Annotated in this window: 21 protein-coding genes; 9 read left to right on the plus strand and 12 right to left on the minus strand. The window is 67.9% G+C overall.

The window, feature by feature from the left end; all coding sequences use genetic code 11:
• Positions 1–20: 20 nt before the first annotated feature.
• Positions 21–965 (minus strand): chemotaxis protein, encoded by a 945-nt coding sequence (locus LRM18_RS02295; protein WP_049467776.1) that lies wholly within the window; start codon positions 963–965, stop codon positions 21–23.
• Positions 966–1,225: 260 nt separating this feature from the next.
• Between LRM18_RS02295 and flgA the strand changes: the two genes are divergently transcribed.
• The 4 genes from flgA (at position 1,226) to LRM18_RS02315 (ending at position 3,909) form a co-directional block, all read left to right on the plus strand.
• The gene (gene flgA / locus LRM18_RS02300; protein ID WP_154330543.1) at positions 1,226–1,882 is read left to right on the plus strand and encodes a flagellar basal body P-ring formation chaperone FlgA; all 657 of its coding nucleotides are present in this window, start codon (positions 1,226–1,228) and stop codon (positions 1,880–1,882) included.
• Positions 1,883–1,957: 75 nt separating this feature from the next.
• The gene (gene flgM / locus LRM18_RS02305; RefSeq protein WP_049467771.1) at positions 1,958–2,263 is read left to right on the plus strand and encodes a flagellar biosynthesis anti-sigma factor FlgM; all 306 of its coding nucleotides are present in this window, start codon (positions 1,958–1,960) and stop codon (positions 2,261–2,263) included.
• Positions 2,260–2,598, plus strand: coding sequence for a flagellar protein FlgN (locus tag LRM18_RS02310; RefSeq protein ID WP_270950558.1), 339 nt, complete (start codon positions 2,260–2,262; stop codon positions 2,596–2,598). Before flgM ends, LRM18_RS02310 begins: the two co-directional genes overlap by 4 nt.
• Before the next feature lie 90 nt (positions 2,599–2,688).
• Entirely contained in the window at positions 2,689–3,909 is a 1,221-nt protein-coding gene (locus LRM18_RS02315; RefSeq protein ID WP_049467822.1) for an ATP-binding protein, read from the plus strand.
• 673 nt (positions 3,910–4,582) lie between these two features.
• On the opposite strand, the gene LRM18_RS02320 is transcribed toward LRM18_RS02315, so the two are convergent.
• Together LRM18_RS02320 and LRM18_RS02325 are read right to left on the minus strand one after the other, a co-directional pair.
• Positions 4,583–6,355, minus strand: a complete 1,773-nt coding sequence (locus tag LRM18_RS02320; RefSeq protein ID WP_064238492.1) for an EAL domain-containing protein — start codon at positions 6,353–6,355, stop codon at positions 4,583–4,585.
• 4 nt (positions 6,356–6,359) lie between these two features.
• Positions 6,360–8,462, minus strand: coding sequence for a PAS domain-containing sensor histidine kinase (locus LRM18_RS02325; protein WP_053463205.1), 2,103 nt, complete (start codon positions 8,460–8,462; stop codon positions 6,360–6,362).
• A 130-nt stretch (positions 8,463–8,592) separates the two neighbouring features.
• Here LRM18_RS02325 and LRM18_RS02330 point away from each other — a divergent pair, with 130 nt between their 5' ends.
• Entirely contained in the window at positions 8,593–11,352 is a 2,760-nt protein-coding gene (locus LRM18_RS02330; protein WP_064238495.1) for a GGDEF domain-containing phosphodiesterase, read from the plus strand.
• 122 nt (positions 11,353–11,474) lie between these two features.
• Here LRM18_RS02330 and LRM18_RS02335 read toward each other — a convergent pair whose 3' ends face one another.
• The 7 genes from LRM18_RS02335 to LRM18_RS02365 form a co-directional block, all read right to left on the minus strand.
• Positions 11,475–11,981 carry a hypothetical protein gene (locus LRM18_RS02335; RefSeq protein WP_270950564.1) on the minus strand — a complete coding sequence of 169 codons (507 nt, stop codon included), beginning with the start codon at positions 11,979–11,981 and terminating at the stop codon, positions 11,475–11,477.
• A gap of 66 nt (positions 11,982–12,047) precedes the next feature.
• Entirely contained in the window at positions 12,048–12,263 is a 216-nt protein-coding gene (locus tag LRM18_RS02340) for a hypothetical protein (RefSeq protein ID WP_053463201.1), read from the minus strand.
• A gap of 98 nt (positions 12,264–12,361) precedes the next feature.
• Entirely contained in the window at positions 12,362–13,552 is a 1,191-nt protein-coding gene (locus LRM18_RS02345) for a methyl-accepting chemotaxis protein (RefSeq protein ID WP_270950583.1), read from the minus strand.
• Positions 13,553–13,771: 219 nt separating this feature from the next.
• Positions 13,772–14,386 carry a high frequency lysogenization protein HflD gene (gene hflD, locus LRM18_RS02350; protein ID WP_049467751.1) on the minus strand — a complete coding sequence of 205 codons (615 nt, stop codon included), beginning with the start codon at positions 14,384–14,386 and terminating at the stop codon, positions 13,772–13,774.
• On the minus strand, positions 14,383–15,525 hold the full coding sequence (gene mnmA, locus LRM18_RS02355; protein WP_049467749.1) for a tRNA 2-thiouridine(34) synthase MnmA: 1,143 nt from the start codon (positions 15,523–15,525) through the stop codon (positions 14,383–14,385). Before mnmA ends, hflD begins: the two co-directional genes overlap by 4 nt.
• Positions 15,522–15,983 carry an NUDIX hydrolase gene (locus LRM18_RS02360; RefSeq protein WP_049467746.1) on the minus strand — a complete coding sequence of 154 codons (462 nt, stop codon included), beginning with the start codon at positions 15,981–15,983 and terminating at the stop codon, positions 15,522–15,524. Before LRM18_RS02360 ends, mnmA begins: the two co-directional genes overlap by 4 nt.
• A gap of 1 nt (position 15,984) precedes the next feature.
• A complete protein-coding gene (locus LRM18_RS02365) occupies positions 15,985–16,458 on the minus strand; it encodes a hypothetical protein (protein WP_270950587.1) in 474 nt (157 codons plus the stop codon).
• A gap of 112 nt (positions 16,459–16,570) precedes the next feature.
• Here LRM18_RS02365 and clpS point away from each other — a divergent pair, with 112 nt between their 5' ends.
• A complete protein-coding gene (gene clpS, locus LRM18_RS02370) occupies positions 16,571–16,897 on the plus strand; it encodes an ATP-dependent Clp protease adapter ClpS (RefSeq protein ID WP_006444529.1) in 327 nt (108 codons plus the stop codon).
• 79 nt (positions 16,898–16,976) lie between these two features.
• On the opposite strand, the gene LRM18_RS02375 is transcribed toward clpS, so the two are convergent.
• Complete coding sequence (locus tag LRM18_RS02375; RefSeq protein WP_270950611.1) at positions 16,977–17,789, minus strand: APH(6) family putative aminoglycoside O-phosphotransferase; 813 nt, start codon at positions 17,787–17,789, stop codon at positions 16,977–16,979.
• Between the two features lie 138 nt (positions 17,790–17,927).
• Between LRM18_RS02375 and clpA the strand changes: the two genes are divergently transcribed.
• From clpA to LRM18_RS02390, 3 genes are all read left to right on the plus strand, one after another.
• Complete coding sequence (gene clpA, locus LRM18_RS02380; protein WP_049467738.1) at positions 17,928–20,213, plus strand: ATP-dependent Clp protease ATP-binding subunit ClpA; 2,286 nt, start codon at positions 17,928–17,930, stop codon at positions 20,211–20,213.
• Positions 20,214–20,389: 176 nt separating this feature from the next.
• Positions 20,390–20,668 (plus strand): type II toxin-antitoxin system RelE/ParE family toxin, encoded by a 279-nt coding sequence (locus tag LRM18_RS02385; protein ID WP_270950613.1) that lies wholly within the window; start codon positions 20,390–20,392, stop codon positions 20,666–20,668.
• A gap of 8 nt (positions 20,669–20,676) precedes the next feature.
• Positions 20,677–20,964: a HigA family addiction module antitoxin gene (locus LRM18_RS02390; protein WP_049412360.1), complete on the plus strand. Its 288-nt coding sequence runs from the start codon at positions 20,677–20,679 to the stop codon at positions 20,962–20,964.
• Between the two features lie 48 nt (positions 20,965–21,012).
• Here LRM18_RS02390 and LRM18_RS02395 read toward each other — a convergent pair whose 3' ends face one another.
• Positions 21,013–21,399 (minus strand): hypothetical protein, encoded by a 387-nt coding sequence (locus LRM18_RS02395; protein WP_049467732.1) that lies wholly within the window; start codon positions 21,397–21,399, stop codon positions 21,013–21,015.
• Positions 21,400–21,413: the final 14 nt, after the last annotated feature.

Below are 21,413 nucleotides of genomic sequence, written 5' to 3' on the forward strand. Positions count from 1 at the left end.
CACTACCGGATCAGTGGCTGTCAGGCCGCCATCGCCACCTTGCGCAGGCGGTCCAGCACGAAATCGGCCAGCTCGTGCGGCGAGTACTTGGCGACGAACGCGTTGGCGCCGACGCGCTCGACCATGGCGTTGTTGAATACGCCCGACAGCGAGGTGTGCAGCAGCACGTACAGGCCGGCCAGGCCCGGGTGGCGCCGGATTTCCGTCGTCAGCGTATAGCCGTCCATGGCCGGCATCTCGATGTCGGAGATGACCATGGCGTAGCGCTCGGCCGGGTTCTCGCCGGAGGCGTGCACCTGCAGCAGGTGGTCCAGTGCCTGCTTGCCGTCGGAGAGCAGGGTGGCGCCCACGCCCAGCTGGTCCAGCACGCTGCGGATCTGCTGGCGGGCCACGCGCGAGTCGTCCACCACCAGTACCTGCAGCTGCGGCCCGTCGGACGGCATGGCCATCGCCGGGTCGAGCACCGCTTCGCCGCGCACCTGGGCGATGTCGGCCAGCACGCTTTCCACGTCGATCACCTGGATCAGTTCGCCCTGGAAGCGCGTCACGGCGGTCAGGTAGCTGGATTCGGCGCCAAGTTCCGGCGGCGGGTGGATGTCCTCCACCGCGATGTTGACGATGCGCTCGACGCCGCTGACCAGGAAGCCCTGGATCGAGCGGTTGAACTCGGTGACCACCAGGTAGCCCGGCGAGGTATCCGCATCGGGCTCGCGTTCGGGGTGGCCGATGGCCAGGCCCAGGTCCAGCACCGGCACCGAGCGGCCACGCACGTCGGCCACGCCGGCGAACTGGCTGGGCAGCCCGGGCACCTGGAACAGTTCCGGGCGCCGCAGGACTTCCTGCACCTTGAAGACATTGACGCCAAAAAGCTGACGTCCGCCGAGACGGAACAGCAGCAGCGCCAGGCGGTTGTGGCCGGCCAGTCGGGTCCGCTGGTCGATCCGGTTGAGCAGGTCATGGGACATGGCTGCTGTATCGGCGTGGCAGTGGCGGAACTTGAGGGCGTTCTGCCGCCCGCGCGGCCCGCACCGCGTTTGTAGAGTCGACTGTCAGTCGACTGCGCTTCGATCCGATCACGGGAAACCCCGCGCTTCGCGCGAAAGTCGACTGGCAGTCGACTCTACCCATCCGGTCGCATCCCCATCCCGGATCCGATCAACGGGCCCCGGCGCTCTGGCACACCCCTTGCACGCTGCTGGGCCAGATCCCATCGACAGGAGGCGCCATGCGCCGGGTCACATCTCTGCTCGCCATCGCGCTCGCCCTGGCCGCGCCGTGGGCGTGCGCCACCGACTGGCAGCCGGTGGCCAGCATCCGCACTGCGGCGCTGTCGACGCTGCCCGCCGGCAGCGAAGGCGAGGCCCAGGTGGCCGATGCGCTGCGGCTGCCGAAATGTGGCGGGGCGTTACAGGTGCAGCCCACCGCCAACACCACGGTGGAGGTCAGTTGCCCCGATGCCGGCGGCTGGCGGCTGTTCGTGCCGGTGAAGGTGCGGCGCAACCAGACCGTGCTGGTGCTCAACCGCGGAATCGGCACTGGAGAAACCCTCACGGCCGCCGATATCACTACTGCCCAGCGTGACGCTGCCCGGATTGCCGGTGCGGTGCTGTCCGATCCGAATGCTGCGATCGGCCGCATTGCCCGCCGTCCGTTGCAGGCCGGAGCCCTGCTGTCGAACAACGATCTGGTGGTCCAGCGTCTCATCAAGCGAGGAGACAATGTGGCCCTGGTTTCGCGTCGCGGCTCGGTCGAGGTCCGCATTGCCGGCCGCGCGATGGGTGATGCCGGTGAGAACGAGCGGGTCTCGGTGGAGAACCTGTCCTCGCGGCGGATCGTGCAGGGCACGGTCGACGCCGCAGGTGACGTAATCGTGGCGCGTTGATTTACCGCAAAATATCCCTAAAGATCACGGCCCTGCGGCCGTTATCCCTTGTGAACGGCAACTCCAGGACACCCCATGAGCCAGAAAATCGACGGCAACCTGCAGGTCCCCCAGGCCCTGCGCAGCGTGACGACCCCGGCCACCAAGCCCGGTGTCAGCACCGATGCGGCGGCACGCCCGGTCGAGGCGGCCGACAGCCTGCGCCTGACCGGCGAGGCCACCAACCTGCAGGCGATCGAGCGTGAGCTGACCACCGCCCCGGCGATCGACGCCCAGCGCGTGGCGGCCGTGCGCGAGTCGCTGCAGAACGGCACCTACAAGATCAATCCGGACGCGATCGCATCGCGCATGCTCGATCTGGACCAGCAGCTGCGCGGATGACTGCGGCGATGAGCGAGCCGCTGCAGCGCCTCGCCCAGGCCCTGGACGTTGAGCGCCAGGCCCTGGTCGAGCACGACGTGCACGCCCTGATCCGTGCCACCGGTGCCAAGCTGGAAGCGCTGCGTGCGCTGGAAGGCGCGCCGCCAGCGGGCGAGGGCGAACAGCTGCAGGAGCTGGCCGAGCGCAACCGCGCCAACGGCGTGCTGCTGGCGCGCCGCCGCCGCGAAGTGAACTGGGCACTGCGCCAGCTCGGCCGCACCGAAGACGCCTCGGCCTACGACGCCAAGGGCCAGTCGCACACGGTCAGCATCGGCCGGCCGCTCGCCGTTGCCTGACGCGACGGCGATTCCACACTGCTTCCCTGCGGGCTGAACCCCGCTGCGTGACCGCGTATATTGGGCGCCTGTTCGAACGCCCGAGTCGCCGTGTCCGCTGCCAACGCCCTGGTTACCGCCCCCCTCCCGCCGCAGCCGGTGCTGCAGGCCCTGCTTGAGCGCCTGCGCGAGGGCCTGCTGCTGTTCACTGAAGATGGGCAGGTGGCCCTGGCCAACCCGGCCGCGCAGAACCTGCTGGCCAGTGGCGAGCACGGTGGCCTGCCGCCGCCGCAGCGCCTGCGCGAACTGCTGCCCCCCGATGCGCTGGAACATGCACGCCAGCATGGCCACTGGAATGGCAGCCTGCCGCTGGGCGAAGGCGTGGTCATTGCCCACCTGTACCACCACGGCCCGGTCGGCGAAGGGCATTTCCTGGCCCTGTTCCGCCACATCGAGGGCCAGGAAGATTACGAACGTGAACTGCAGCAGCGCCACGCCGAGCTGCGCCAGGCCTACCTGCGCCTCAATGGCACCCAGGAGAAGCTGCTGCAGTCGGAGAAGATGGCATCGATCGGCCAGCTGGCGGCCGGCGTCGCGCACGAGATCAACAACCCGATCGGTTACGTGCACTCCAACCTGGGCAGCCTGCAGGAATACCTGCGCAGCCTGTTCACCGTGATCGAAGCCTACGAGCGCGCCCTGCGCGCGCCGGACCCGAAGGCGCTGATCCCGGAGATCGACGATATCCGCGACCGCCTGGACATCGATTTCATCAGCCGCGATCTGCCGCAGCTGATGGCCGAATCCCGTGAGGGCATCGAGCGGGTGACACGCATCGTGCGTGACCTTAAGGACTTCTCGTACTCTGGCCGCGACGAGTCGTGGAAGCTGGTCGACCTGCACGCCGGCCTCGAGTCGACCATCAACATCATCTGGAACGAACTCAAGTATAAGGTCACCCTGGTGCGCGAGTTCGGGCAGCTGCCGCTGGTGGAGTGCCTGCCGTCGGAGTTGAACCAGGTCTACATGAACCTGCTGCTCAACGCCGGCCATGCCATTGCCGAACGCGGCACGATCACGGTGCGCACCGGCGTCGAGGGCGATCACGTGTGGGTCGAGTTCGAAGATACCGGCGGTGGCATCTCGCCGGAACTGCGCCAGCGCATCTTCGATCCGTTCTTCACCACCAAGCCGGTGGGCAGTGGCACGGGCCTGGGCCTGTCGATCTCCTACAGCATCATCAACAAGCACCATGGCCGCATCGACCTGGACAGCACCCCGGGCGTGGGTTCGCGCTTCCGCGTGGTGCTGCCGATCAAGCAGCCGCGCTGACCGCTTCCGGTCGTGCCGGCCGCTGGCCGGCAACCTCATCGAACCGGACACCCAGAGCAGCCGGCCAGCGGCAGGCTCTACCAGGACCAATCGGTAGTGCCGGCCGCTGGCCGGCAACCTCATCGAACCGGACACCCAGAGCAGCCGGCCAGCAGCCGGCTCTACCCGGGCCAATCGGTAGTGCCGGCCGCTGGCCGGCAACCTCATCGAACCGGACACCCAGAGCAGCCGGCCAGCGGCCGGCTCTACCCGGGCCAATCGGTAGTGCCGGCCGCTGGCCGGCAACTCCATTGGAACCGGGCACCCAGAGCAGCCGGCCAGCGGCCGGCTCTACCGGGGTCAATCGGTAGTGCCGGCCGCTGGCCGGCAACCTCATCGAACCGGACATCCCAGAGCAGCCGGCCAGCGGCCGGCTCTACCGGGGTCAATCGGTGGTGCCGGCCGCTGGCCGGCAACCTCATTGAACCGGATGCCCAGAGCAGCCGGCCAGCGGCCGGCTCTACCCGGGCCAATCGGTCGTGCCGGCCGCTGGCCGGCAACCTCATGGGAACCGGACACCCAGCGCAGCCGGCCAGCGGCCGGCTCTACCGAGGCCAATCGGCTGGCCGGCAACCTCATTGAACCGGACATCCCAGAGCAGCCGGCCAGCGGCCGGCTCTACCCGGCGGAATCGTCACCGCGGCGGGCGATCCTCACCGACGTCTCCGCTTTCCACCTGCACCGGCCCGGCATTGCTGCGGCGCTGCTCCTCGTACGTGCGGAACGCCTGGTGGATGTGCTTGCGCAACTCGTCGTCGTTCCACGGCTTGGTCAGGAAGCGATAGATCGCGCCGCGGTTGATCGCATCGGTCACCGTGTTCAGATCGGTGTAGCCCGACAGCACCAAGCGGATCGTATCCGGGTACAGCATCTTCACCCGGCCCAGGAACTCGGTGCCGCTCATGTCGCTCATGCGCTGGTCGGACAGGATCACCTGCACGTCATTGATCGCCAGCAGGTCGAACGCATCACGCACGTTGCCCGCCGCCAGGATGCGGTAGCCGTCGCGGCGGAACAGGCGCACCAGCGAGCGCAGCACGTTTTCCTCGTCATCCAGCAGCAGCAGCGTCCGGTCCGGGCGTGTTTCGGCGAAGGCTTCCGGGCGCAGGTAGCGGCGGCGCAGGGTCATGCCAGCGGCATCGGCCGACATCGGCTCGCCGAACAGGTAGCCCTGGAACACGTCGCAGTCGTTGCGGCGCAGGAAGCCCAGCTGGGCCTGCGATTCCACGCCGTTGGCGATCACCGTCATGCCCAGCTGGTGGCCCATCGCGATGATCGCGCGGGCAATGGCCGCCTCGCGGTTACCCGCCGGCGCGCTCTTGATGAAGCTGCGGTCGATCTTCAGCTTGTCCACCGGGTAGCGCACCAGCGCGCTCAGGCTGGAGTCGCCGGTACCGAAGTTGTCCAGGCTCAGGCTGATGCCTTCGTTGCGCAGGTTGGCCAGCGTCTCATGGACGAAATTGACGTTGTTGGTCAGTGCACTTTCGTTGATCTCCAGCGTCAGCATGTGTGCCGGCACGCCAGCGGCCTGCAGCAGGGACATCACCTCGGCGAAGAAGTTGGGCCGCAGCAGCTGCAACGTGGACACGTTCACTGCGATGGTGAAGTCATCAAAGCCCTGGTCGCGCCACAGCCGGGCCTGCTTCAGCGCGCCTTCCAGCACCCAGGTGCCGATCTGCACGATGATGCCCAGGCGCTCGGCGGTGCGCATGAACCGCTCCGGCACCAGCATGCCCAGGGTCGGCGACTGCCAGCGCAGCAGCGCCTCCATGCCGACCACGTGGCCGTCGCGGGCGCTCACCAGCGGCTGGTAGCGCAGCTTCAATTCGCCATTGGGAATGGCGTCGACGATCTGGCGCGCGATGATGCTCTCGCTGTGCGCGCTCGGCGGGGTATCCACCGCATGGATGCGCACGGCATTGCCGCCTTCGCGGGCGGCCTGGTACAGCGCATCCTCGGCATGGTCGAGCAGGCGCGAGGCGCTGCTGGCATGTTCCGGGCACAGGCTCACGCCCAGCTTGCCGGTCATGAACAGCGTGTACGGCAGCACCGACAGCGGCAGTTCCATCTGCTGGCGGATCTCCTCGGCGAAATCCTCCGGCAGCGGCACGTCGTCGGTGCGTGGCACCGCGATCAGGAACTCGTCGCTGCCATGCCGCCACAGCTTGCCGCGCCCACGCAGGTAGGACTGCAGGCGCTGGGCCACCAGCACCAGCGCCTGGTCGCCCACTTCGGCGCTCATGTTCTCGTTGACCGATGCGAAGTGGTCGATGTCCACGTGCATCAGCATCAGCGCGATGCCGCCGGAGGCCGCCTCGGCAACCATCGCCTGCAGCTCGGGGTTGCCGGCGCCAAGGCGGTCGGGAGCATCATCGATGCTGACCGGGGGCAGGTTGGAATTCCACATAGGCTCAGTATTCCGGTGAATCGACGGCGGCCATGCAGGCCGCCTGGTAGGGAAGATGGACGTCGACCAGGGTGCCTTCGCCATGCGCGGACTCGATCCGCACGTGGCCGCCGACGCTCTGCGCGCGCTCGCGCATCACGATCAGGCCGAGGCCGCGCGGGCCATCCGGATCGAAGCCCTCGCCATCGTCGCGGATCTGCAGGTGCAGGCCGCGCTGGCCGACATCGCGCAGCTGCAGCAGGACCTGGCTGGCGCGCGCATGGCGCAGCGCGTTGGTCAGGCTTTCCTGGGCAATGCGGAAGCAGGCCTGTTCGATGCTGTTGTCCGGGCGATGCGGCAGCGGTTCGATCTCGGCCAGCAGCTCCACCGGCGAAGAGCGGAACAGCACCCGCGCCTGCCAGCTCAGCGCCGCCTCCAGGCCCAGTGCATCCAGTTGCGGTGGACGCAGCAGGGTCGAGATGTCGCGCAGCTTGGCCACGGTGGTGTCGGCCAGGCTGACGATTTGCGCCAGATCCTCGCCGCGACGCTGCGGATCATCCTCGTCCTGCGCCGCGTGCGCGGACAGCTTGATCGCGGTGATGGCCTGGCCGATGTCATCGTGCAGGTCGCGCGAGATCGCGCGCCGCTCGTCCTCCTGCAGCGAGAACAGCCGCCCGGCCATCGCCTGCAGTTCGCGGTTGCTGGTTTCCAGCGCGCTGCGCGTGCGTTCGGAATCGCTCAGGTCGCGCACGATCAGCAGCTTGCAGTCGCGGCCGCCGTAGCGCACTTCGCCCACCGCCAGGCCAGCGTGGAAGCTGCGGCCGTCGGCACGCTGCATCGCCACCACGCTGCTGTGGCCCGGCCCCAGGTGGGGCTGGCCGGCGCGCAGCTGGCTGCGCACCCGCGGCAGGTCTGCGGCAGCAACCAGTGCCGACAATGGCTCGCCCAGCAGGGTATGGCTGCCATAGCCGAACAGGCCGGCGGCCCAGGCATTGGCGTACAGCACATGTTCGTCGGACAGGATCACCACGCCGTCGGGCAGCACCCGCACCAGTTCGCGGAACTGCTCCTCGCGCTCGCGCAGCAGGCGCCGCGACTGCTCGCGCTCGGTCACGTCCTGCAGCGTGCCCAGCACGCGGCTGCGACCGGCTTCATCGATGCCACTGGCCGCGCGCAGGTGCACCATCAGCGCGCGCCCGTCCATCGACAGCAGCGGCAGCAGCACGTCCACCTGCACCGGTTCGCCGCAGCACAGCTCGGCCAGCAGCTGTTCGGTCTGGGTGGCGGTGGCCGGGTCGGCCGGGACCAGCAGCTCGTCGAAGCGGTGCCAGCGCCGGGCCTCGGGCGGGCGCCGGCCGAGCAGGCGATAGACCTGGTTGGAATAGCGGCCCAGCCCGGTGGACGGGTCCAGTTCCCAGGCGCCGATGCGGGCCAGTTCGTGGGCTTCCTCCACCCGTGCCAGCGCCTGGTCGCGACGCAGCTGGGCCAGGTCCTCGGCAGTGCGGTCGATGGCGATCAGCAGGCGGGCGTTGTGGCCGTCGTAGCTGATGGCGTTGGAGCGCAGTTCCATGTGCCGCAGCGAGCCATCGCGCAGCTGCAGCTGCGCGCGCAGGATGCACAACGCCTCGGGCGCCTCGCGGATCGCCTCCAGCTTGGTCTGCAGCGCCTGGTCCTGGCCCGGTGGCCACAGCGCATCGATGGTCTGCTCCAGCAGTTCGTCACGGTCCCAGCCGAACGCGCTGCAGGCGGCGGGATTGGCATCGAGGATCGCCAGCGTGTCCAGGTCATAGACCAGGATCGGGCCCGGGTTGCCCTCGAACATCTGGCGCAGGCGCAGCTCCGAGGCCTGCTGGCGGGCATGGGTGTGCAGCACGTGTTCGGCCAGCGGCCGCAGCAGCAGATACAGCAGGCCTGCGCTGGCCAGGGCGAAGAACGAACCCTTCAGGCCCTGCCACAGCGCCGCCCGCTGCGGATCGGGCACCAATGCCTGGACCACGCTGTCGGTGGAGATCATCCAGGCCAGCGCCATCACCAGGTAACTCAGCACCACCCGCCGCCGGTCACGGCTCAGCGCCTGCGCCATCCGCGGGTCGGGAACAGGGGCGTTGCCGGTGGGGTCTGCGGGCATGGGCGGGGCGGGTGACAGGGGCGCCGGTCATCTTACCCCGCAGCGTGCCGTGACCACTCAATTATCCGCCGCAGGCGCCGTTAACCACTGCGTGCCCCGCTGACGGGCGTGTCATCCGGAGCAAGATCGCGTGGACCAAGGGATCATCGCCAGCCTGCTGCAGCACCCGCTTGCGTCGGCGCTGGTCATCGTCGACCGTGCCGGGCGCCCGCTGGCGGCCAATCCGGCCGCGCGCGAGCATGGCCTGCCGGCCACCGTGGCAGCCTATGCGCCGATGCTGGAAGATCTGCGCCTGATGGCCGCCGATGGTGGCATCGTTGCCTGCACGCTGCCGGGCGGCCCGCGTGGGCACTACGACGGCCACCTGCGTGCGGTGCACGACGGCGCCGGCAACCTGCTGGCCTTCACCCTGAGCATCCCCGAGCCGGTGCCGGTGGACGGGGGCGGGCGCTGGGAGCTGGCGCTGGACAGTGCCGGCCACAGCCTGTGGGACTGGGACATTCCCGGTGACCGCGTCACACGCACGCCCGCGCTCGGCGAGGATGCTGCGACCGGCATGCTGGCACGCGTGCACGGCGAGGACATCGTGCAGGTGCGTGCCGCGCTCGACGAGCACCTGCGCGGGCACAGCGAGCAGTACAGCGCACAGTTCCGTTTCCGCCAGGCCGATGGCCAGTGGCGTTGGGTGCTCGATCGCGGCCGCGTGGTCGCTCGCACCGCCGATGGCCAGCCCCTGCGCATGGTCGGCACGCACACCGATATCGAGCAGCAGAAGCAGCTCGAATCGCTGCTGCAGGAACAGCAGCTGCACCTGAGCGAGGCCCAGCGCATCGCCAGCATGGGCAGCTGGTCGTTTGATCCCAACAGCGGGCATTTCTGGTGGTCGCCGGAACTGCGTTCGCTGCTGGCCCTGGAGCAGGGCGCCGTTCCGGGCCAGCGGCGTTGGCTGAAGCAGCTGCATCCACGCTCCCGCGGCGCGCTGCGCGCGGCATGGCGGCGGTTGTGGCGCGATGGCCGGGCTGCCAACCTCGAGCTGGAGCTGACCCGCGGCCACGAGCCTTCGCAGCACCTAAGGCTATGGATGCAGCCGCTGCTGGACATGGATGGGCAACCCAAGCGCCTGCTCGGCCAGGTACAGAACATCACCGAACAGCACCAGACCGATGCGTTGATCCGCTGGCGCACCGAACTGCTGAACCGGGTTTCCGCGCTGGGCCGCATCGGCGGCTGCGAGATCGAAGTGCAGACCCGCAGCATGCAATGGACCGAGGAGTGCTACCGCATCCATGGCCTGCGCAAGGAACCGATCACCCTCGACCAGGCGCTGGCGCTGTACACCGAGGACTCGCGCAACGCGTTCGAGGCGGCGCTCGCCCGTATCGCCAACGGCGGCCTGCCCGAGCAGCTGGACCTGTGCTTCTACCGCCAGTCCGGCCTGCGCGTCTGGGTGCAGGTGCTGATCGAACTGGACCGTCGTGACGGCCTGCCGCCGCGGTTCGTCGTCCTGTTCCGTGACATCACCCGCGAACGCGAAGCCAACGAGCGCATCGAACTGCTGGCCCACTACGATCTGCTGACCGGCCTGCCCAATCGCGTGCTGCTCGGCGAGCAGACTGCCGAGGCCATCGAGGAAGCGCGCGATCGCGGTACCTCGCTGGCGATGCTGTTCATCGACCTGGACGGCTTCAAGACCATCAACGACAGCTTCGGCCACGCCACCGGCGATGCGCTGCTGAAGGCCGCCGCCACCCGGCTGCACCAGAACCTGCGCAACAACGACCTGTTCGGCCGCTTCAGTGGCGACGAATTCATCGTGGTGCTGCGTGACCTGGCCGAGCCGGAGGACGCCGGTCACGTGGCGCGCAAGCTGATCGCCTCGTTGGCCGAGCCGCTGCGCCGTGGCGAGACCACGTTGAAGGTCGGCGCCAGTGTCGGCATCGCCATGCTGGGCGATGCGCAGACCGATTTCGACTCACTGCTGCGCGCGGCCGACGCCGCGATGTATGCGGCCAAGGAAGCCGGGCGCAATACCTACCAGTACTACAGCCAGGACGCGCTGGCCCGCATCCAGCGTCGGCTGGACGTCGAGCATGCCCTGCATGGGGCGATCGAGCGCGACGAGTTCAGCCTGGCCTACCAGCCGCTGCTGCACGCCCACCACGGCGAGCCACCGGCGATCGAGGCACTGTTGCGCTGGCACCGACCCGGCATCGGCTACTGCAGCCCGGCCGAGTTCATTCCCATTGCCGAAAAGTGCGGCGAGATCGTGCGCATCGGCGACTGGGTGCTGAACGAGGCCTGCCGCCAGGCAACCGCGTGGGATCGTGCCGGACTGCACTTTGATCGCATCGCGGTCAATGTGTCGGCGGTGCAGCTGCGGGATCGCGGCTTCGCCGAGCGCGTGATCGAGATCTGCCATGCCCATGGCTGGCCGCCGCAACGGCTGGAACTGGAGCTGACCGAGTCGGCGCTGATCCGTGACACCGACATCCTGCGCCACTGCTTCGACGTGCTGGAGCGGCACGGCGTGCCGCTGGCGGTGGACGACTTCGGCACCGGCTTCTCCAACCTCAATTACCTCAATCGCTTCCCGGTGGGGCGCCTGAAGATCGACCGCAGTTTCGTGCAAGGGATGCTGCATGACTCGGGCACGGCGGAAGTCACCCAGGCCATCGTCCACCTGGGCCACGCGCTGGGCATGAAGGTGGTGGCCGAAGGCGTGGAAACCCACCAGGAAGAAGACATGCTGCGCCGCCAGGGCTGCGACGAGATCCAGGGCTACCTGTACTCGCGCCCGCTCAGCCCGCGCGATCTGGCGCAGTGGCTGCGCCAGCAGCGCCCGGCGCCGATGCGCACCGACGCCAGCGGCGAAGCGGTGCTGGTGCGCTGACGATCTGCGCTGGCAGATGCCGGCCCGGTGTGGCCTGACTCTGGTGCGCCCAGCTCCGGTGGGTGCCGGCCGTCGGTCGGCACGGATGCGCGGGCGCGCGACCATCCACGCACGGCGTGGACCTACCTGGGAAACTCCGCCTTCAACTGCATGCGCAGGGCCTGGACGACGGCCGCATAGCGCCGCTTCTGGACCAGGTAGCTGGCCAGGAACAGCGGCAGTACCAGCAGCATCGGCGCCACCATCGGGCGCATGGCCACCAGCGGCAACAGCAGCAGCGACAGGATCGCCACGAACCAGCTGCACAGGCCCGTCACCCGCACCTCGTGCCGTCGCGCGTTGAGTACGATGCGACCGCGCATCACCGGGAAGTAGCGCAGGCCGAAGCTCGGCGCGAAGCTCTCGCGGAACGCCATGCTGCCATCGGGCAGCGCATGGAAAGCCAGTCGCAGCCACTTGTCCGGTGGCAGGTCACGTTCCAGGCTGCCCAGCGAAAGGCGGGCCTGCATGGCCGGTGACGCCGCAATGCGTTCGTTGAACAGAGTGATGCCCCAGCTGAAATAGCCGGCCACCCAGGCCATCAGAAGGACCGTTTCGATCAGGAGTACTGCGATCAGGGCGATGGCCATCGGTCTTCCATGGACGGGACCGGTGGATCATGCCATGCGCGACGGCCATCCACGCAGGACGCGGATCTACTTCAGGGCTTCGCCATCCAGCCCCAGGTCCCATGCCAGGCCCAGCAGTTCATCGTCGGCTCGGGAGGGGGCGGGGCGCGCATCGGCCAGGTGCTGCAGTTCGAGCAGTTCCTCGCGGGCGACGTCTTCCAGCTGCTGCAACTGCTCACGCACGCTCGCGTTGCGCGGGCGCTCGGTGTCGGTGAGGGCGGGCAGGGCGCGGATCAGGGTCATGGTGCGCGTACAGGATGCATCCAACGGCGGGTCACAGGCAAAGGCCCCGGGCGAACCGGGGCCTTGCGGGCTGCCGGCGAGGGCAGCGGACATCAGGATCAGAACAGCTCGACGGTGCCGGCGCCCATGCTCTGCTGGGCGACCGGCTTGTGCGGCGGGCGTTCCCATTCGCTGCGCAGCTCGCGCAGGCGGTTGCCGGTGCGCTGCAGGGCGCTGGCAATCTCTTCGTCGAACACGCCGCCGTTGCGGTGCAGCAGCTCCTGCAGGGCCACCGCTTCGCGATTGATGGTGGTCAGGCGGTCCAGGTGGGTGTGCACGCCGCCCAGGGCCTGGGTGGCGATGTCTTCGAACTGCAGGGCGCGCACGGCTTCGGCCACGCTGCCATCGATCGCACGGGCGCATTCGGACACTTCGCGCATGCCGTCGCCGAGCGAGGCATTGATCTGCGCGACATTGTCGAGCATCGCCGCCGCTTCCTGGCGCGCTTCGCGGGAGCGGTCCATGTCACGCGAGGCCATGTGCGAGACCGTCTCGCGCACCTTGGCAATGGCGTCCTTGGAGCTGTGCGCCAGCTTGCGGATCTGCTCGTTGAAGGTGGTCGAGCGCTCGGACAGGTTGCGCACTTCGTCGGCGACCACGGCAAAGCCACGACCGGCTTCACCGGCACGCGCCGCTTCGATGGCCGCGTTCAGCGCCAGCAGGTTGGTCTGGTCGGCGATCGACTTGACGTCTTCCAGCAACGCGAAGATGCCATCCAGGTGCTGCGCCATCTGGTCGATGTGCTGCACGGTGGTGCTGCTCTGGCCGCTGACCTGTTCCAGCGCTTCCACCAGCTGTTCCATGCGATGGCTGGCGTGCTGGGCGAAACGGGCGACGTCGAGGCCGGCATTGCCTTCATCACCGGCGCGGTCGACGATGCGCGACAGGGCCTGGCTCTGCTGGCGCGACTTGCGGTTCATCGCATCGAAGCTGCCGCCGAGGCTGGAGACGGCCTGGCGGATCAGGTCACGGGCGCGTTCCACTTCGCCACGCGAACCGTCGATCTCGTTGCCGACGAAGTTGCGCAGCTCGGTCAGCAGCTGGTCCTGTTCGCGCAGGACACGGGCGTGCTCGGGGGAACGATGTGCCTGGGCGCGGGTGGTCCACCACGCAAAGCCGAGCCAGCTCAGCGTCATCGTGGTCAGGATCGCCCAGCGCAGGGCGGCCGGCCATTCGAAACCGATGGCGAAGGGGAGCAGCAGGGTCAGAGCCAGGGGGGCGGCCAGACGGATGAAAATGCGTGAGTACATGGACGTTCTCGGGAGGTGCACGGAGGATGTATCGGCCGTACCCCCTTTCTCTTTAACGTCGATGTGCCTCGAAGTGCATTCTGAATGCGCCGGTTTTCCGGCGCCCTGGCGGCCTCGGGGTCAGAGCCCTTTCCGTGTCGGAAAGGGATCCGACCCCTTGGGCAGGCAGCAACGGGGTCGGATCCCTTTTCCATGGAAAAGGGCTCTGACCCCACACCCTCAGGCCAGCAGGCGGTCCACGGCCTCGATCATCGCCTTTCGCCCGAACAGGAAGTCCCAGTAGCTGCCACCCAGCTGCCGCCACAGCACCGCCGCGCGCACCGCGGCCAGCAGCAGGGCGCGGATCTCCGCCACCACGCCGGCCTGGCCCAGGTAGTGCGGGTTGCCTTGGACCATCACCCGCGGCTTGAGGTGGCTGATGGTGTCGGCGTACAGGCCGCCCAGGCTGGCGAGCACGTCCGGGTGACCGCTGTCACCCAGTTCGGCGGCCTGGCGCTGGGCGCGCTCGATGCCCGAGGCGACCTTGTTCACGGTCGCCCCGTCCTGCACGAAGCGGCGCTCCAGCTGCAGCACCGACAGGGCCAGCTTGGGCAGGATCGGGTCCTGGCCCTGGCTGCGGAAGTAGTTGTGCAGCAGGCGCAGCCCCGCCTTCAATGCATGGCGGTCACCGAACACCGCCTGCGGCGAGGACGCATCCACGCGGAACACGCTGTCCACGGCGGTGCGTACGGCGGCGGCGTCGGAATGGCCGGTATCGGCGATGCGGCGGACCTGCTGCAGGGCCTGGGCAATGCCGGCCAGGGCCAGGACGCGGTCGTCGACAGTGAAACTCATGCAGCGATTACCTCAAAAGGGGAGGGGGTGGTGCGCAGGCGCTCTTCCAGCGGCGCATCGGTGGCGGCGATCACCGCGCCACCCAGGCACACGTCACCGTCATACAGCACCAACGATTGACCGGGGGTAACGGCGCGCTGCGGGCGCGCGAAGGTGACCAGCACGCTGCCGTCGTCCAGCACCTGCACCGTACAGGGCTCATCGGGCTGGCGGTAACGGGTCTGGGCAGTACATTCGAAGCGCCGCGCCGGCGGCGCGCCGGCGATCCAGTGCGCGCGTTCCGAACGCAGGCGCCCGGACAGCATCCACGGGCTGTCGCGGTCCTGGTCCACGTACAGCACGTTGCTGGCCACATCCTTGCCGACTACGTACCACGGTGCAGCCGGGCGGCCACGCACGCCGCCGATGTTGAGTCCCTCGCGCTGGCCCAGCGTGAAATAGAACACGCCCGGATGCTCGGCAATCACGCTGCCGTCGGCCGGGTCGAGGATCTGGCCCGGCTTGGCCGGCAAATAGCGTCCAAGGAACTCGCGGAAATCGCGCTCACCGATGAAGCAGATGCCGGTGGAATCCTTCTTGGCGTGGGTCGGCAGGCCAACGTCGCGCGCGATCCGGCGCAGGTCGCTCTTTTCCAGGTCGCCGATCGGGAACAGGGTGGCCGCCAGCTGCTCCTGGCCCAGCTGGTGCAGGAAGTAGCTCTGGTCCTTGGAACGGTCGGCGCCGCGCAGCAGCAGCCACTGGTGGCCGCGCTGGGTTACCCGGGCATAGTGGCCGGTGGCAATGCGCTCGGCGCCCAGCTCGCGGGCGGCATCCAGGAAATGCTTGAACTTCACTTCGCGGTTGCACAGCACGTCCGGGTTCGGCGTGCGGCCGGCCGCATACTCGGCCAGGAAGTGCTCGAACACGCCCTGCCAGTACTCGCTGGAGAAGTCGCGGAAGTGGAACGGGATGCCGAGCAGGCCGCAGACTGCCACCGCATCGCGGCGGTCGTCCTCGGCGCGGCAGTCACCGCTGCCGTCGTCGGCCCAGTTCTGCATGAACAGGCCGGCCACGGCCTCGCCCTGCTGGACCAGGCGCCAGGCGGCGACCGAGGAATCGACGCCACCGGACACGCCCACCATCACGCGCGGAGTGCTCATGCGACCTCCCGGACCAGTGAAAGCGGATGGCGCTGGCCACCCAGGTAATCGGCCACCACCTGCCATACCAACGGGCTGCGCTGGCGCGCGCCGGCGGCCTGCAGCTCGGCCGGGGTCAGCCACAGCGCACGGTCGATGCCGGTGTCCAACGGCTGCGCCGGGTCGTGCGAGACCGGGCGCGCCGCATAGCAGAAGCGCAGGAAGGCAGTGCCGTCGCCGGCGGTCCACTGGTAGCAGCCGATGAAGTGGGTCAGCTGCACGGTCCAGCCGGTTTCCTCGCGGGTCTCGCGCAGGGCAGCCTCGGCCAGGCTTTCGCCCGGCTCGAGGTGGCCGGCCGGCTGGTTCAGCACCGGGCGGCCGTCGATGGTCTCTTCAACCAGTAGCACGCGGCCGCCGTCGACCACCACCGTGGCGACGGTGGCGTGCGGTGCCCAGCGCGGGTCCGGCGTGGCGTTCAACTCAGAATTCGTCCTTCTTGGTCAGTTCCAGCTCTATCGCGTCGGCGGTGCGGATGGCCGCATCGATGGCGTCGCTGAGCTGGTCGGGGGTGGCATCGGCGTCGATCTTCACCACGAACATGGCGGTGGTGTCCTGCTTCACCCAGCCGCCCATCTTGGCGTCCTGCGAATCTTCCAGCAGGCGGTTGGCCACGGCCACCGGGAACTGCTTGGTCTTGGCACTGTAGGCCGGCGACCAGATCTCGCGGATGTTGTGGCTGCCGAAGTCTTCCACCGCCGAGCGCACGTAGACCATCTGGGTGCGGTCACCCTCGACGTCGAAGACCATGCGGTAGTCGCCATCCTCGTCGACCTCGTAGGTGTAACCCAGCTTGTCCAGGTGGCGGGCCACGGACTTGTCGGCCTGGGGTGCGGCGGTGGCAGCACCGGCAGCGGCCAGGGTGATCAGCAGGGCGGGCAGAAGGGTCCTTTTCATGAAGATCCTGTGAAGCAGTGTTGAAAGAAGCTGCAATTGTGACGTTGGGCGTGCGTGCCGTCCAATCCGCGGCGGGCCGACGCAGGCGCGGTGCAACCTCTATAATGGGTGGATGCCCCATGAGTCCTCCCCCGATTCCCATCACGAGCACGGCGTTGCCGTGGAGCCCGCGCGCCCGGAAGTGGCGCCGCCGCCGTTCTACCAGGTGATGCTGCTCAACGACGACTACACCCCGATGGATTTCGTGGTGGATGTACTGCAGCAGTTCTTCAGCATGGACCTGGACAAGGCCACGCAGGTGATGCTGCACGTCCATACCCGCGGCCGCGGGGTCTGCGGCGTGTTCACCCGCGAGGTGGCCGAGACCAAGGTTGCCCAGGTCAACGAGTATTCGCGGATGAACCAGCACCCGCTGCTGTGCACGATGGAAAAGGCCTGACCGGCTGCCGATTCTCGTCCGGGCACATCGATCCCGGATGGGTGTGCCCACCAAGGTGGGCACCTGCCAAGCGCGGGTCTCACCTCTCCGCCAGCGCCTCCAGCGCCATCCGCGCCACCGCCTCGTCGATGTCGGCGGGGTCGCCATCGTCCCGGAACCACACGGCCGACAGTGCCGCGCTGGCGGCGATCCAGCGCAGCAGGCGCGCCCGTTCCAGCCCAGCCAGCGCGCTGACCTGTTCCAGCCGGGCGGCAAACCGCTCCGGCCGCGTGGCCACGTGGATGCCCGGGCCGCACAGATCCGGATTGCTGAACAGCGTCGTGTAGTCGAACGCGCGGTCACCCAGCAGCCGTTTCGGATCGATCGCCAGCCAGCCGCGCGCACCAAAATCCAGCACGTTGTCATGGTGCAGGTCGCCGTGCAGCGGCCGGATCTCCTGTTCTTCCTGCAACACCCCTCCTGCCAGTGATCTGCACTGTTCCAGCAGTGGCGGCAGCGCGGCCCTTGGCTGCAGCAGGTCGGCGAACCATCTACGCAGGCAGACCAGGTCTGCTGGCGGCGCGCTCCGTGGCCGGTGCAGCCGCTGCAGGACCTGGCACAGGATCGTGGTGCAGGCGTCATCGGCGCCATCGATCGAGCGTTGCCGCAGCGACTGACCGCTGGCGCGCTCGATCAGGATCGCCGGCCCCTCGTGGACCAGCAGCCGGGCAGCGCCATCGCCGTCCCACCAGCGCAGCAGGCGATGGCTGTTCTGCTCCTCGGTTTCGCCGGCAATCTTCAGCATCGCCGGCTCGCCGGCGGCGGTCAGCACCGGCCAGAGCCGGGCGTGGGGCGTACGGATGGCCGGGCCGTCACGCCGCAATCGCCAGCGGCTCAGGTAGGGTTCGCTCATGCCGGTTGTACGATCCTGGAGTGAATGAAGATCAAGCGATCTGCAGTGCTAACGCCATCTGAACGCAGCAATCCGCTAGGGTGATGGAAATCGCGTAGTCAGGCCGCATATTGTTCCCATCTGCCGCCGGAGTAATCCATGTTCAGCAAAGACCTCGAACACACCATCGGCCAGTGCTACAAGCGCGCCCGTGAGGCCCGGCATGAGTTCATGACGGTCGAACACCTGCTGTTGGCACTGCTCGACAACCCGTCTGCCCAGGCCGTACTGAAGGCCTGTGGTGCCGACGCCGAACGCCTGCGCCAGGAGCTGGAGCAGGCCATCGAGGCCTCCGTGTCCCGCCTGGCCGAAGATGACGGCCGCGATACCCAGCCGACGCTGGGTTTCCAGCGGGTGCTGCAGCGGGCCGTTTACCACGTGCAGTCCTCGGGCAAGAAGGAGGTCACCGGCGCCAACGTGCTGGTCGCCATCTTCGGCGAAAAGGACTCCCATGCCGTCTATTACCTCAACCAGCAGGATGTGACCCGGCTGGATGTGGTCAATTACCTGTCCCACGGCATCGCCAAGCTGGGCGAGGAAGGCGAGCAGCCGTCCTCCTCCTCCGAGGGCGAGGGCCGCATGGAGGGCGGGGAGGGCGAGCCGAAGGGCGATGCACTGACCGAATTTGCCAGCAACCTCAACGAACAGGCGCGGTCCGGCCGGATCGATCCGCTGGTCGGCCGCGCCGACGAGATCGAGCGCACGATCCAGGTCCTGTGCCGCCGTCGCAAGAACAACCCGCTGTACGTGGGTGAGGCCGGCGTGGGCAAGACCGCCATCGCCGAGGGCCTGGCCCGCCGCATCGTCGAGGGCTCGGTACCTGAAGTGCTGGCCGACGCGGTGATCTACTCGCTCGACCTGGGCGCGCTGGTGGCCGGCACCAAGTACCGTGGCGACTTCGAGAAGCGCCTGAAGAGCGTGCTGACCGCACTGAAGAAGGTGCCCAACGCGGTGCTGTTCATCGACGAGATCCACACCATCATCGGTGCCGGCTCGGCCTCGGGCGGCACCATGGATGCGTCCAACCTGATCAAGCCGGCGCTGGCCTCCGGCGAGCTGCGCTGCATCGGCTCGACCACCTTCCAGGAATACCGCGGCATCTTCGAGAAGGACCGGGCGCTGGCCCGCCGCTTCCAGAAGATCGACATCGTCGAGCCGACCGTGGGCGAGACCTACGAGATCCTGCAGGGCCTGAAGTCCAAGTACGAGCTGCACCACGGCGTGACCTATTCGGACGAAGCGCTGCAGGCGGCGGTGGACCTGTCGGTGAAGCACATCGGCGACCGCCTGCTGCCGGACAAGGCCATCGACGTGATCGACGAGGCCGGTGCCCGCCAGCGCCTGCTGCCGGAAGGCCAGCGCAAGGAGCTGATCGACGTCGAGGAAGTGGAGGCGATCGTGGCCAAGATGGCGCGCATCCCGACCAAGCAGGTCAGTGCCACCGACAAGGACGTGCTGCAGCACCTGGAGCGCAACCTGAAGATGGTGATCTTCGGCCAGGACCCGGCCATCGAGACGCTGTCCTCGGCGATCAAGCTGGCCCGCTCGGGCCTGGGCAATCCGGAAAAGCCGATCGGCAACTTCCTGTTCGCCGGGCCGACCGGTGTCGGCAAGACCGAGGTGACCAAGCAGCTGGCGCTGCAGCTGGGCATCGAGCTGGTCCGCTTCGACATGTCCGAGTACATGGAGCCGCATTCGATCAGCCGCCTGATCGGTGCCCCTCCTGGCTATGTCGGCTTCGACCAGGGCGGCCTGCTGACCGAGAAAATCGTCAAGACGCCGCACTGCGTGCTGCTGCTGGACGAGATCGAGAAGGCGCATCCGGACATCTTCAACATCCTGTTGCAGGTGATGGACCGCGGCGTGCTGACCGATACCAACGGTCGCGAGGCCAATTTCAAGAACGTGGTGCTGGTGATGACCACCAATGCTGGCGCGGCGCAGGCCTCGCGGCGTTCGATCGGCTTCACCAAGCAGGACCATGCCACCGACGCGATGGAGACCATCCGCCGCAGCTTCACCCCGGAGTTCCGCAACCGCCTCGATGCGGTGGTGCAGTTCCAGGCGTTGGGCTTCGAGCACATCCTGCGCGTGGTCGACAAGTTCCTGATCGAGCTGGAGATGCTGCTGCAGGACAAGCACGTCAGCCTGTCGGCCACGCCGACCGCGCGCGACTGGCTGGCCCACCACGGCTTCGACCCGCTGATGGGTGCCCGTCCGATGGCCCGCGTGATCCAGGACAAGATCAAGCGGCCGCTGGCCGACGAGCTGCTGTTCGGCAAGCTGGTCAATGGCGGCAAGGTGAGCATCGATGTGCGCGACGACGAACTGGTGGTCGAGACCCAGGCCGAACCGGAGCGCTTGCTGCCGGTCACGGTGGAATGAACTGACCTCCGTCCGGTTTCGACGGACCTGACATGACAAGGGCGGCTTCGGCCGCCCTTGTTGTGCTGGGCCTGTCGCCTGCGGCCTTGCTGGAAGGGTGCGAAGGCATCAATGCTGTTTCGTGAGCGCGATGGGGACTGCTTCATTTGTATCGCGCAACGATACGGGATACAGTGATGATCATCGGCTTTCGCCACAAAGGCCTCGAGCGCCTCTACCGCTCCGGTATCAGCAGCGGGATCCGACACGGTCACACCAGCAGGGTATTGATGATCCTGTCGATCCTGGACGTGGCATCGGGTCCCGAGGATCTCGCCATGCCTGGATTGCGCCTGCACAAGCTGCGGGGCGACCGGAGGGGGCATTGGTCTGTGTGGGTCAATGGCAACTGGCGGATCACCTTTCGTTTCACCGGTGGCGATGTGGAGCTGCTGGACTACCTGGACTATCACTGAGGTTGCGCATGATTCATCACCACCCACATCCAGGGCAGACGATCAAGGCGATGGTCTTCGATCCGATGGATCTCTCGGTGACCGAAGCGGCCGAGCGCTTGGCCATGTCGCGGGTGGCATTGTCGCGGGTCTTGAACGGCAAGGCGGGCATCAGTCCTGATCTGGCCATCCGCCTGGAAATGGCCGGGGTCAGTACGGCGGCTTTCTGGATGGGGCTGCAATCCAATTACGACCTCTGGCTGGCGCGGCAGCACGAGCAGCCGCGGGTGCTGCCACTGGTTGCGCCTGTGCGGTGACACCCTTCCTGACAAGGGCGGCTTCGGCCGCCCTTGTTGTACGCGACGTCAGCGGCTGCGCTGGCGGGCTTTCTTCTTGAAGGTGGCCTCGTCGATCGGTTCGACCTGCGCCACGGTGCAGCGGTTGGCGTCGGTGCGCAGCTGGCTGCGCCCGGCGGCGCACAGCAGGCCCTGCTGGCCATCGGTGAAGAAGCTCAGCTTGCGCGAATGGGCCGCAGCGGAGCAGTCGTCCTGGAAATGCACGACATAGTGGTCCTGGCCATTGCGCAGCAGGATGTTGCGCGAGGCGCCGGCGCGCACCAGTTGCTGGTCGCCGCCCAGTTGGATGCAGTCAGCGGCGTTCGCCGCAGCGGGGGTATCGGCGGCGCGCGCAGGCAGCGCGCTGGCGGACGCGACGAGGGCGATGAGCAGGGCGGTCAGCGAGGGCATGTTCATGGCGGGGCAGGGGA

The organism is Stenotrophomonas sp. PI_27, from assembly GCF_027854495.1.
GTDB lineage: Bacteria > Pseudomonadota > Gammaproteobacteria > Xanthomonadales > Xanthomonadaceae > Stenotrophomonas > Stenotrophomonas pavanii.